The sequence below is a fragment of the Nicoliella sp. ESL1120 genome (assembly GCF_058508515.1).
The window spans coordinates 1-13,009 of the sequence record NZ_CP196383.1 but is presented as its reverse complement, the minus strand read 5'-3'; the positions used below and the strand labels follow the sequence as shown (position 1 = coordinate 13,009).

At 42.0% G+C, this 13,009-nt stretch carries 6 protein-coding genes and 3 rRNA genes; all 9 read left to right on the top strand.

Translation table 11 applies throughout. From position 1 onward, the window contains the following. The first annotated feature begins 3 nt into the window (after positions 1–3). The 9 genes from tilS (at position 4) to rrf (ending at position 13,007) form a co-directional block, all read left to right on the top strand. Positions 4–1,371 (top strand): tRNA lysidine(34) synthetase TilS, encoded by a 1,368-nt coding sequence (tilS, locus tag ACSYTE_RS00045; RefSeq protein WP_491716692.1) that lies wholly within the window; start codon positions 4–6, stop codon positions 1,369–1,371. Between the two features lie 18 nt (positions 1,372–1,389). Continuing rightward, a complete protein-coding gene (hpt, locus tag ACSYTE_RS00040) occupies positions 1,390–1,932 on the top strand; it encodes a hypoxanthine phosphoribosyltransferase (RefSeq protein WP_491716691.1) in 543 nt (180 codons plus the stop codon). Between the two features lie 104 nt (positions 1,933–2,036). Next, positions 2,037–4,082, top strand: a complete 2,046-nt coding sequence (ftsH, locus tag ACSYTE_RS00035) for an ATP-dependent zinc metalloprotease FtsH (protein WP_491716690.1) — start codon at positions 2,037–2,039, stop codon at positions 4,080–4,082. A gap of 98 nt (positions 4,083–4,180) precedes the next feature. After that, positions 4,181–5,110 (top strand): Hsp33 family molecular chaperone HslO, encoded by a 930-nt coding sequence (gene hslO, locus ACSYTE_RS00030; RefSeq protein ID WP_491716689.1) that lies wholly within the window; start codon positions 4,181–4,183, stop codon positions 5,108–5,110. Positions 5,111–5,121: 11 nt separating this feature from the next. Then, the gene (gene dusB / locus ACSYTE_RS00025; protein WP_491716688.1) at positions 5,122–6,135 is read left to right on the top strand and encodes a tRNA dihydrouridine synthase DusB; all 1,014 of its coding nucleotides are present in this window, start codon (positions 5,122–5,124) and stop codon (positions 6,133–6,135) included. Positions 6,136–6,248: 113 nt separating this feature from the next. Then, positions 6,249–7,742: a lysine--tRNA ligase gene (lysS, locus tag ACSYTE_RS00020; protein ID WP_491717262.1), complete on the top strand. Its 1,494-nt coding sequence runs from the start codon at positions 6,249–6,251 to the stop codon at positions 7,740–7,742. A 364-nt stretch (positions 7,743–8,106) separates the two neighbouring features. Continuing rightward, positions 8,107–9,682, top strand: a 16S ribosomal RNA gene (locus ACSYTE_RS00015). Positions 9,683–9,903: 221 nt separating this feature from the next. Then, positions 9,904–12,819: ribosomal RNA gene (locus ACSYTE_RS00010) — 23S ribosomal RNA — on the top strand. Positions 12,820–12,890: 71 nt separating this feature from the next. After that, positions 12,891–13,007: ribosomal RNA gene (gene rrf / locus ACSYTE_RS00005) — 5S ribosomal RNA — on the top strand. Together the 16S, 23S and 5S rRNA genes form the textbook arrangement of a ribosomal RNA operon. Positions 13,008–13,009 lie beyond the last annotated feature (2 nt).

The following is a 13,009-nucleotide window of genomic DNA, read 5'->3' as shown; positions in this document are numbered from 1 at the left end:
GCAATGAAATTAGCGCTTCGAAAACAGTTCGCTAGTATTGTTAGACGAAATAAATATTGGCAATCAGATCAACCGATTGTGGTAGCGGTTTCAACTGGAGTAGACTCAATGGTACTACTGGATCTATTGTTGCATTTAAGGACTCGCATTCCAAAAATTATCGTGGCACATGTTAACCATAAGCTGAGAATAGCTAGTGATGAGGAACAACTTTATATTGAAGACTACTGCAAAGCGCATGGAATAGAATTAGCAGAAACGATTTGGCCCCGTGCTGATCATCCGAAAAATGGGGTTGAAGCAGCAGCACGTGATTTTCGGTACGCTTTTTTTAAGGAGGTAATGAATGCAAATCATGCTCAAGTGTTAGTTACCGCTCACCACCAAAACGATCAAGCTGAAACGGTTTTAATGAAGCTGATCCGTGGTGATAGTATTGGGCAAGTCAGGGGGATTCAACCCGAGCGTCGCTTTGCTAACGGGGGATTAGTGCGGCCGTTACTAGCATTTTCTAAAAAAACACTAATTGAGTATGCAAATGAAGCTTCGATCAAGTGGTTCGAAGATCAAACTAATCAAGATGATGATGTAATGCGCAATCGAGTCCGTCATAATTTACTACCGATGATGGAACGTGAAAATCCACGAATAGTGAGTGCATTAAGCCAATTTGCCAGTCAAATTTCTGAAGTTTTATCTACCAATCAATTTATGCTCGAACAACTAATTAATCAAATTAAAGTAGCGGATTATTATCATTTAGCTCCTTTTTTGAAGTTTCCGTTAGATGTACAGAAACAATTGTTATTTAGAATTGATCGAGATCTAGGAGCTGGACGGCCGCTAAACGCAAAACAAGTGCAAAATATTTTACGAATTTTGAATAATCACCAAAAACCGCAGGGAATTTTTAAAATTAATGCAAGCATAATTCTTCGGAAAACTTACGTTGGATTTAAATTAGATGTTAGTAAAATTATTAAGAAAAATGCAATCAAAATTAATAAAATTATGGTAAGATTAAATCATTGGTATCGAATTAATGATCGAATGACTGTTGGGGTTTTTACACCTCAGAGCCCCGTTAAATTAACGAATGCCCACATCCTAAATTTCCAGTTGAACGTCTCTTGTTTACCATTAACGATTAGACCTTGGCAACCACAGGATAAAGTGACTTTGAAATCTGGTGGCCATCAGAAGGTAAAAAGAGTCTTGATTAATCAAAAAGTTCCTAATGCACAGCGTGAACAAGCAATGGTACTGGTTGATAACAATGATCGGGTCATTTCGCTGTTAGGATATAAGGATTCTATTTTTGTTGAAAATGATGGAGCAGTCGACTCATATCAATTATTAATTCGGACTTAATTTTGAGAGGAGAATTCCATGAATAACGACATATTGAAGACTGTCTGTGATCAAAAGCACATTCAGCAAGTTTGTAAGCGACTTGGGGAACAAATTACAAAAGATTATCAAGGTAAAGAACCGCTGGTAGTAGGGGTGTTGAATGGTGCGATTTTCTTTATGACCGATGTCGTTCGTTATATGGACTTGTACTTATCAATCGATTTTATCGATGTGTCTAGTTATAATGGTGGCACTCAATCTTCTGGGAAGGTCAATTTAATCAAGGACTTAGATAGTGATGTTAAGGGCCGTGATGTAATCATTGTTGAAGACATTATCGAAACTGGACGGACTTTAAAGTACGTTCAAGAACTACTTAATGATCGCGGAGCTAAGTCGATTAAAATGTGTACACTGGTTGATAAGCCTAAGGCACGCGTGGTTGAATTACCAGTTGATTACGTTGGAATTGACGTTCCTAATGAATTTTTAGTGGGATATGGACTTGATTATCAGGGAAAGTATCGTAACTTACCTTATATTGGGGTGTTAAAGCCTGATATTTATCAAAACAAATAATTAGTTCATTTATGAAAATCATGGTATCATTATTTTTTGTAAAATAAGTTTACGATTGTTGCGAAATACCGCTTAATCGTAATCGGTTAATTAGGAGGCACTTAATGAAAAACAATAAAAATGGACTATTCCGAAGTAGTCTGTTCTATATTGTTATTGCCATGTTGTTGATTGGGGTTTTATACTTCGTTAGTGGCAATGGCAATAGCGGCCAGACTCAACAAATTCAATCAAGCCAATTCATAAGTTCATTAAAAACAGATAAAGTTAAAAACTTCTCAATCCAGCCTTCTGGCGGTGTTTATAGGATTACTGGTCAATATCGTAGTGCACAATCTGCAAGTAATTCTAACCAAAGCACCTTCACACTTGGGGCAGCTAAGAGCAATAAGGTTACTAACTTTTCAACTACGATTTTAAAGAACAATTCTTCAGTTGCTGAAGTTAATAAGGCAGCAAGACAATCAGATACTAAGGTGAATGTTAAACCAGCTGAATCTAATAGTATTTGGATTAATTTAATTGTTTATATCTTACCAATGATTTTATTAGTCTTTTTCTTCTATATGATGATGAACCAAGCCGGCCGTGGTGGCGGAAATGGAATCATGAAGTTTAGCAAGAGTAAGGCTAAACCAACAGATAGTAAGGAAAACAAGGTTCGTTTTTCTGACGTTGCTGGTGAAGAGGAAGAAAAACAAGAACTAGTTGAAGTAGTGGAATTTTTGAAGAATCCTAAAAAGTATTCATCATTGGGAGCAACGATTCCACATGGGGTTCTTTTAGAGGGACCTCCTGGAACTGGTAAAACACTTCTTGCTAAGGCAGTTGCTGGTGAAGCGAACGTACCGTTTTATTCCATTTCTGGTTCTGATTTCGTTGAAATGTTTGTTGGGGTTGGAGCTAGTCGAGTTCGTGATTTATTTGAACAGGCTAAAAAATCCGCACCAGCAATTATCTTTATTGATGAAATTGATGCCGTTGGTAGAAAACGTGGTTCCGGAACCGGTGGTGGTCACGATGAACGTGAACAAACCCTTAACCAACTCCTGGTTGAAATGGACGGTTTTAGCGGGAATGAAGGGGTCATTGTTATTGCAGCTACTAACCGTGCTGATGTTTTAGATAATGCTTTGACTCGTCCTGGTCGTTTTGATCGAAAGGTGCTTGTTGGTCGTCCTGATGTTAAGGGACGTGAAGCAATCTTGGATGTGCATGCTAAGGGTAAGCCCCTTGCTGATAATGTGGATCTACATGAGATTGCTAAGCAGACGCCTGGGTTCGTTGGGGCTGACCTTGCTAACCTGTTGAATGAAGCAGCATTATTAGCTGCTCGTCGGGATAAGAAGTTAATCGGACCCGCTGAAATAGACGAAGCTGAAGATCGGGTCATTGCTGGTCCTGCCAAGAAGAATCGGGTCATTAATCAACAAGAGCAAAAGACGGTCGCTTATCATGAAGCTGGTCATACGATCGTTGGATTAGTTCTGAACGACGCAAGGGTTGTTCATAAGGTTACCATTGTCCCACGTGGTCGTGCCGGTGGATATGCGATTATGCTCCCTAAGGAAGACCAACAATTGCTTTCTAAGAAAAATGCAATGGAACAAATTGCTGGTTTAATGGGTGGACGGACTGCTGAAGAAATTATTTTTAACTCTCAATCATCTGGAGCTTCTAATGATTTTGAACAAGCAACCAATATTGCAAGAGCAATGGTTACTCAATATGGAATGAGTGAAAAGCTTGGAATGGTCCAATTAGAAAATCCAAACCAAGAAGCATATGCTCAACCTCGCTATTCTGATGAAACTGCTGCATTGATTGACTCTGAAGTTCGTCGGATTACTAGTGAAGGGCATGAAACTGCTAAGCAAATCATTGAATCGCATCGTGAACAACATCGGGTTATTGCTGAAGCATTGCTTAAGTATGAAACACTTGATGAAAAGCAAATCCTTAGTTTATACAATACTGGTAAGATGCCTACCGAGGATAGTGAATATCCAAGCGAAGCTGCTACTTTTGAACAAACTAAAGAGGAGTTAGCTAAGCAAGAGGCTGATAAGGATAAAGAATTTGAATCAGAAGCTGATCGACAAGCTAAGCACGATGAAAAAAAACATGATGATGACGATAATTATTATTAAAAAGATGAATATCTAGTTAAAAAACGTGGGTTAAACATTGCACTCACGTTTTTTGTATATCAATACCATTGATTAATGAAATGAAAGGATGGATTAAAATGGTGCCAAAAGATCATTTGATTAAAAGTATTACTAAGGATGGAATGTTTAGAGCATACGCAATTGATGCAACCGGTGTCGTTGCTGAAGCTCAAAAGTGTCAAGATACTTGGAGTGCGTCTTCTGCTGCTCTTGGACGGACATTAGTAGGGAGTCTTTTACTTTCTGCTTCTGTGTTGAAGGGTCAAGAGACAATGACGGTTCAGATTAATGGTGGTGGACCAGTCGGAACGATTATGGTTGATGCCGATGCGAATGGACATGTTAAGGGATACGTTCAAGATCCACATGTTCACTTACCACTTAATAAATTTCACAAAATTGATGTTGGTAAGGCTGTGGGAATAAATGGCTTCATGCAGGTGATGAAGAGTATGGGGGGCGATGAACCCTACTCTAGTAGTGTGCCATTGGCATCTGGTGAAATCGGTGATGACTTTACCTATTACCTAGCTCAATCTGAACAAATTCCTTCAGCCGTTGGAGTATCAGTCTTCGTTAACGAAGATAATTCAATTAAGGTTGCGGGAGGGTATTTAATTCAAACCCTTCCTGATGCTGATGACCAGGCAATCAGCAGATTGGAAAAACGATTAAAAGAAATTCCAATGGTATCTGAACTATTGCTCTCAGGTCAAACGCCAAAGGATATTTTAAATTTGATTTTTGGTGAAGAAAATTTAGACTTTTTAACTGATACACCAGTTGAATTCACATGTAGTTGTTCTAAAAAAGGTTTTGCAAAGGCATTATCAAGGGTCAGTCCTGATGAAATCAAAAGAATCATTGATGAGGATCATGGGGCAGAATTAGTTTGCCATTTTTGTGGAGCTCGTTATAATTATGATGAACAAGAATTAAAATCCATATTAGCAATTAGTGAAAAACGTGCTGAAATGGATGCTGAAGATGATGAATCAAAGGATTAAGGAGAAAATTTATGAAAAATGATAGTTGGAAAATTGGGAACATTGAAATTCCTAATCGAGTAGTGGTTGCCCCAATGGCTGGGGTCACTAACTCTGCATTTAGAATTATTTGTAAAAAATTTGGAGCTGGTTTAGTAGTCTGTGAAATGATTTCTGATCGGGGCCTAATGTATCGCAATAAGAAAACCATGACTATGATTGGGGTTAATCCTGAGGAACATCCAATGAGTATCCAAATTTTTGGAGGGAGTAAGGAGACCTTAGTTGAAGCTGCTCAATTTATCGATCAACAAACTGATGCTGATATTATTGATATCAACATGGGTTGTCCAGTTAATAAGGTAGTGAGAACTGATGCTGGATCCAAGTGGCTGTTAGATCCAAATAAGATCTATGAAATGGCCAAGGCAGTTACCAGTGCCGTTGAAAAACCTGTTACGCTTAAGATGCGTACTGGTTGGGACGATGATCATCTCTATGCGGTTGAAAACGCCCTAGCTGCGCAAGAAGCTGGAATTTCTGCTTTAGCAATGCATGGTCGGACTAAGGCTCAAATGTATCGGGGACACTCTAACTGGGAGATCCTACATGAAGTGGCTAATAATATTTCCATTCCATTTATGGGAAACGGGGATGTTAGAACCCCTCAAGAAGCTAAGCAAATGCTTGAAGAAGTTGGAGCGGATGCAGTAATGATGGGTAGAGCAGTTGAAGGGAATCCATGGATTTTAAAACAAACTACCCATTATTTAGATACAGGTGAATTACTGCCAGAACCAAGCGTGGAAGAAAAAATTCAAACTGCAAAGGAACACCTCCACCGTTTAGTTGGTCTGAAGGGTGATTTTGTTGCTCCCCGTGAGTTTAGAGGCCAAGCTGCTTACTACTTGAAGGGAATTTCACATTCAGCACGGGCAAGAGCAGCTTTGAATGATGCAAATACTGAAGCTGAAATGAATGAAATTTTTGATCAATTTGTTGATAAACAAGCAAAAAGAGCAAAGCGGACTACTAGAATGGCTTAATTCCAATCGTTAATCGCCAGTAGTTTTAAAAAATGATATAATGTTTTTGATAATAAGTTATGGAAAAACAATGCATCATAACAAAAAACGGAGGTTTTATTGTGGCAAAAGAAATGAATGATCAAATGCGGGTTCGTTTAGATAAAATGAACGAACTGCGCCAAGAAGGAATTGATCCTTTTGGTCATGCGTTCAAAAGAACTTATTTAGCAAAGCAACTCCATTCTGAATTCAATGATTTAAGTAAGGAATCAATTGAAGAATTAGGTAAAAAAGCAGTTATTGCCGGTCGGATGGTTGCTAAACGTGGTAAGGGTAAAGTTGGATTTGCGGACATCATGGATCGAACTGGTCGGATGCAAATTTACGTTAGAAAAGACGTTGTAGGGGAAGAAAACTACCACATCTTTAAGCGTTCTGATATTGGTGATCACCTTGGTGTAGAAGGTGACATCATTAAGACTGATATGGGTGAGTTAACGATTCGTGCTACTCATATTACTTTCTTATCAAAGGCACTACGGCCATTACCCGATAAATTCCATGGTTTACAAAATAAGGAACAAAAGTATCGTCAAAGATACCTTGATTTAATTTCAAATCCAGAAAGTTTTGATCGTTTCCAAAAACGGACTAAAATTATTTCTGCAATTAGAAGTTACCTTAATAACGAAATGGACTGTACTGAAGTTGAAACGCCAGTACTTCACAACCAAGCTGGTGGAGCAAGTGCACGTCCATTTATTACCCACCACAATGCTTTGAATATCGATCTATACCTTCGAATCGCACTAGAATTACCATTGAAACGGTTGATTGTTGGTGGAATGGAACGGGTTTATGAAATTGGACGCGTATTCAGAAATGAAGGGATGGACCAAGATCATAACCCAGAATTCACTGAATTAGAATCATACATTGCATATTTTGATTTTAAGGATGTAATGGATGAAACTGAAGGGATTTTTAAAGCTGCTGCCAATGCCGTTACCGATGACGGAAAAGTAACTTACGATGGAGAAGAAATTGACTTTAGTAAACCATTTGCTCGCAAGCACATGGTAGATGCAATTAAAGAAGTTACAGGGGTCGATTTCTGGAAACCAATGACTGATGAAGAAGCCCGTAAAATTGCTGATGAACATAACGTTAAATACGAATCATACTGGAAAGTTGGTCATATCATTAATGAATTCTTTGAAGAGTTTGTTGAAGATACGATTAAACAACCAACTTTTATTTACGGCCATCCAGTTGAAATTTCACCATTAGCTAAGAAAAATGCTGATGATCCACGTTTTACCGATCGTTTCGAGCTCTACATTTCTGGAACTGAATACGGAAATGCATTTACTGAACTTAATGATCCAATTGATCAAAGAGAACGGTTCGAAGCTCAAGCTGCTGAAAAAGATGCTGGTAACGATGAAGCGCAAGGAATTGATGAAGACTTTATCGAAGCCTTGTCATACGGAATGCCACCTACTGGTGGATTGGGAATTGGAATTGATCGGTTAGTAATGTTACTGACGGATGCTGAATCCATTCGTGATGTTATTCTCTTCCCTACGATGCGTCCAGAAGATAATTCACAACCAGAAGAATAGTTTTAAAACTTTAAAAGATGGGATTGAAAAAATCTCATCTTTTTTTATTCAATCTGTTGACTTTTAATTTAAATGTCTGTATAGTAGTTAATGCTGATAAATTAATGACGACCTTATAAAGATTTGTTATTAATTCAGCCAAATTTAATTTTAAAAAATTGTTGACATCTAGTTATCAATTTGATATTATTAAATAGTTGTCGTTAAGAGCGACGCGCAAAAGTAGATCTTTGAAAACTGAACAAAATTATGACAAAAAATGTGTAAGGAACTTCATTTTAAATGAAGTACAAAAAACTTATGCGAAGTCAATTCGCTTTAAAGTAACAAATATTAAGAAGAGCTAACGTTAAGCTTTTCATCATAAGATGAGAGTTTGATCCTGGCTCAGGACGAACGTTGGCGGCGTGCCTAATACATGCAAGTCGAACGAACTTCCGTTAATGATAGTTGATGCTTGCATTAACTTGACTTAACATCGAAGTGAGTGGCGAACTGGTGAGTAACACGTAGGTAACTTGCCCTAAAGCGGGGGATAACATTTGGAAACAAGTGCTAATACCGCATAACAACAAAAACCGCATGGTTTTTGTTTGAAAGATGCGTTTGCATCACTTTAGGATGGACCTGCGGCGTATTAGCTTGTTGGTGGGGTAATGGCCTACCAAGGCAATGATACGTAGCCGACCTGAGAGGGTAATCGGCCACAATGGGACTGAGACACGGCCCATACTCCTACGGGAGGCAGCAGTAGGGAATCTTCCACAATGGACGCAAGTCTGATGGAGCAACGCCGCGTGAGTGAAGAAGGGTTTCGGCTCGTAAAACTCTGTTGTTAAAGAAGAACAAGTTTGATAGGAAATGATCAAGCTTTGACGGTATTTAACCAGAAAGTCACGGCTAACTACGTGCCAGCAGCCGCGGTAATACGTAGGTGGCAAACGTTGTCCGGATTTATTGGGCGTAAAGCGAGCGCAGGCGGTTTTTTAAGTCTGATGTGAAAGCCTTCGGCTTAACCGGAGAAGTGCATCGGAAACTGAAAAACTTGAGTTCAGAAGAGGACAGTGGAACTCCATGTGTAGCGGTGAAATGCGTAGATATATGGAAGAACACCAGTGGCGAAGGCGGCTGTCTGGTCTGTAACTGACGCTGAGGCTCGAAAGCATGGGTAGCAAACAGGATTAGATACCCTGGTAGTCCATGCCGTAAACGATGAATGCTAGGTGTTAGAGGGTTTCCGCCCTTTAGTGCCGCAGCTAACGCATTAAGCATTCCGCCTGGGGAGTACGACCGCAAGGTTGAAACTCAAAGGAATTGACGGGGACCCGCACAAGTGGTGGAGCATGTGGTTTAATTCGATGCTACGCGAAGAACCTTACCAGGCCTTGACATCTCCTGCAAAGCTAAGAGATTAGCCGTTCCCTTCGGGGACAGGATGACAGGTGGTGCATGGTTGTCGTCAGCTCGTGTCGTGAGATGTTGGGTTAAGTCCCGCAACGAGCGCAACCCCTATTATTAGTTGCCAGCATTAAGTTGGGCACTCTAGTGAGACTGCCGGTGACAAACCGGAGGAAGGTGGGGACGACGTCAAATCATCATGCCCCTTATGGCCTGGGCTACACACGTGCTACAATGGACGGTACAACGAGTCGCAAAACCGCGAGGTCAAGCTAATCTCTTAAAGCCGTTCTCAGTTCGGATTGCAGGCTGCAACTCGCCTGCATGAAGTTGGAATCACTAGTAATCGTGGATCAGCATGCCACGGTGAATACGTTCCCGGGTCTTGTACACACCGCCCGTCACACCATGAGAGTTAGTAATACCCAAAGTCGGTGCAGTAACCTCTTTTGAGGAGCTAGCCGCCTAAGGTAGGACTGATGATTAGGGTGAAGTCGTAACAAGGTAGCCGTAGGAGAACCTGCGGCTGGATCACCTCCTTTCTAAGGAATAATTCGGAACCTTACACAGTCATAGTTTTGTTTAGTTTTGAGAGGTCTACTCTCAAACTTGGTTCTTTGAAAACTAGATAATATTTTAATTTTTCCAAATTATTGAATTGTATTAAATACAATTTCAACCGAGAACACCGCGTTATTTTGAGTTTTTTAAATTAGTTTTATTCGTATTTACTCAATTAACCAAATACCACTACGTGGTAATAGGTTAAGTTATTAAGGGCGCATGGTGGATGCCTTGGTACTAGGAGCCGATGAAGGACGGGACTAACGCCGATATGCTTCGGGGAGCTGTACGTAAGCTTTGATCCGGAGATTTCCGAATGGGGAAACCCAATAAATTTAATCGTTTATTATTCAATGACGAATTCATACTCATTGAAAGGCAGACGTGGGGAACTGAAACATCTAAGTACCCACAGGAAGAGAAAGAAAATTCGATTCCCTCAGTAGCGGCGAGCGAACGGGGAACAGCCCAAACCATCGAGTTTACTCGGTGGGGTTGTAGGACTGAACATTTGAGTTACCAAAGAATTAGATAGTCGAAAGATCTGGGAAGTTCTGCGACACAAGGTGATAGCCCTGTAGACGAAATCTAATTCCCTCAGTTCAGGATCCTGAGTACGGCAATACACGTGAAACATTGCCGGAATCCGGGAGGACCATCTCCCAAGGCTAAATACTCCCTAGTGACCGATAGTGAACCAGTACCGTGAGGGAAAGGTGAAAAGCACCCCGGAAGGGGAGTGAAATAGTTCCTGAAACCATGTGCCTACAAGCAGTTAGAGCCCGTTAATGGGTGATAGCGTGCCTCTTGCAGAATGAACCGGCGAGTTATGATAACATGCAAGGTTAAGATGAAAAGTCGGAGCCGTAGCGAAAGCGAGTCTGAATAGGGCGCCATAGTATGTTGTGATAGACCCGAAACCAGGTGATCTACCCATGTCCAGGCTGAAAGTGTGGTAAAACACACCGGAGGGCCGAACCCGTGTACGTTGAAAAGTGCTGGGATGAGGTGTGGGTAGCGGTGAAATTCCAAACGAACTTGGAGATAGCTGGTTCTCTCCGAAATAGCTTTAGGGTTAGCCTTGGAGTCGAGAATCATGGAGGTAGAGCACTGTTTGGGTGAGGGGCCCGTCTTGGGTTACTAAATTCAGATAAACTCCGAATGCCATTGATTTATATCCAGGAGTCAGACGATGAGTGATAAGATCCACCGTCGAAAGGGGAACAGCCCAGACCACCAATTAAGGTCCCTAAATATATGCTGAGTGGAAAAGGATGTGGAGTTGCATAGACAACTAGGATGTTGGCTCAGAAGCAGCCACCATTTAAAGAGTGCGTAATAGCTCACTAGTCGAGTGATCCTGCGCCGAAAATTTACCGGGGCTAAGCATATTACCGAGATTGTGGACGCAACTTATGTTGCGTGATAGGAGAGCGTTCTAAGGGCAATGAAGCCAGACCGTAAGGACTGGTGGAGCGCTTAGAAGTGAGAATGCCGGTATGAGTAGCGAAAGATCAGTGAGAATCTGATCCACCGAATGACTAAGGTTTCCTGGGGAAGGCTCGTCCTCCCAGGGTTAGTCGGGACCTAAGCCGAGGCCGAGAGGCGTAGGCGATGGATAACAGGTTGAGATTCCTGTACTAGTTAACTATGTTTGACCGATGGAAGGACGTAGGAGGCTAAACGTAGCATCCTGTTGGATATGGATGTTCAAGCACTAAGTCAGGTATTGAGTCAAATGCTTAATACCGTGTTGACAAGGTGTGATGAGGACCGAAATTTAGTAGGGAAGTCGTTGATGTCACACTACCGAGAAAAGTTTCTAGTTAGTAGTTAACTACCCGTACCGCAAACCGACACAGGTAGTCGAGGAGAGAATCCTAAGGTGAGCGAGTGAACTCTCGTTAAGGAACTCGGCAAAATGACCCCGTAACTTCGGGAGAAGGGGTGCTGCACTATGTGCAGCCGCAGTGAAAAAGCTCAGGCGACTGTTTATCAAAAACACAGGTTTCTGCAAAATCGTAAGATGAAGTATAGGGGCTGACGCCTGCCCGGTGCTGGAAGGTTAAGTGGATGAGTTAGCTTCGGCGAAGCCCAGAAACGAAGCCCCAGTAAACGGCGGCCGTAACTATAACGGTCCTAAGGTAGCGAAATTCCTTGTCGGGTAAGTTCCGACCCGCACGAAAGGCGTAACGATCTGAGCACTGTCTCAACGAGAGACTCGGTGAAATTGAGATACCTGTGAAGAAGCAGGTTACCCGCGACAGGACGGAAAGACCCCATGGAGCTTTACTGTAACTTGATATTGGGTGTTTGTATAGCTTGTACAGGATAGGTAGGAGCCATAGAAATCGGGACGCTAGTCTCGATGGAGGCATTGGTGGGATACTACCCTCGCTGTATGAACACTCTAACCCGCACCACTGATCGTGGTGGGAGACAGTGTCTGGTTGGCAGTTTGACTGGGGCGGTCGCCTCCTAAACAGTAACGGAGGCGCCCAAAGGTTCCCTCAGAATGGTTGGAAATCATTCGACGAGTGTAAAGGCAGAAGGGAGCTTGACTGCGAGACATACAGGTCGAGCAGGGACGAAAGTCGGGCTTAGTGATCCGGTGGTACCGTATGGAAGGGCCATCGCTCAACGGATAAAAGCTACCCTGGGGATAACAGGCTTATCTCCCCCAAGAGTTCACATCGACGGGGAGGTTTGGCACCTCGATGTCGGCTCATCGCATCCTGGGGCTGTAGTTGGTCCCAAGGGTTGGGCTGTTCGCCCATTAAAGCGGTACGCGAGCTGGGTTCAGAACGTCGTGAGACAGTTCGGTCCCTATCCGTCGCGGGCGTAGGAAATTTGAGAGGAGCTGCTCTTAGTACGAGAGGACCGGAGTGGACATACCGCTGGTGTACCAGTTGTGCCGCCAGGCGCATCGCTGGGTAGCTATGTATGGATGAGATAAACGCTGAAAGCATCTAAGTGTGAAACCCACCTCGAGATGAGATTTCCCATTCCTTTATGGAAGTAAGACCCCTGAAAGATGATCAGGTAGATAGGCTGGAAGTGGAAGTGCAGTGATGCATGGAGCGGACCAGTACTAATTGGTCGAGGACTTAACCAAGTAAGGTTGTTCTCACGGAAGAATAAAATATTATCTAGTTTTGAGAGAACGAAGTTCTCACAGATAAATAGTGTGGTGATGATGGCCAGAAGGATACACCTGTTCCCATGTCGAACACAGAAGTTAAGCTTTTGAACGCCAAAAGTAGTTGGGGGATCGCCCCCTGCAAGGATAGGACGTTGCCACGCAA

Coding starts and splice junctions, on each gene's coding strand:
- tilS (WP_491716692.1), top strand. CDS start 4: ATGAAATTAGCGCTTCGAAAACAGTTCGCTAGTATTGTTAGACGAAAT.
- hpt (WP_491716691.1), top strand. CDS start 1,390: ATGAATAACGACATATTGAAGACTGTCTGTGATCAAAAGCACATTCAG.
- ftsH (WP_491716690.1), top strand. CDS start 2,037: ATGAAAAACAATAAAAATGGACTATTCCGAAGTAGTCTGTTCTATATT.
- hslO (WP_491716689.1), top strand. CDS start 4,181: ATGGTGCCAAAAGATCATTTGATTAAAAGTATTACTAAGGATGGAATG.
- dusB (WP_491716688.1), top strand. CDS start 5,122: ATGAAAAATGATAGTTGGAAAATTGGGAACATTGAAATTCCTAATCGA.
- lysS (WP_491717262.1), top strand. CDS start 6,249: ATGAATGATCAAATGCGGGTTCGTTTAGATAAAATGAACGAACTGCGC.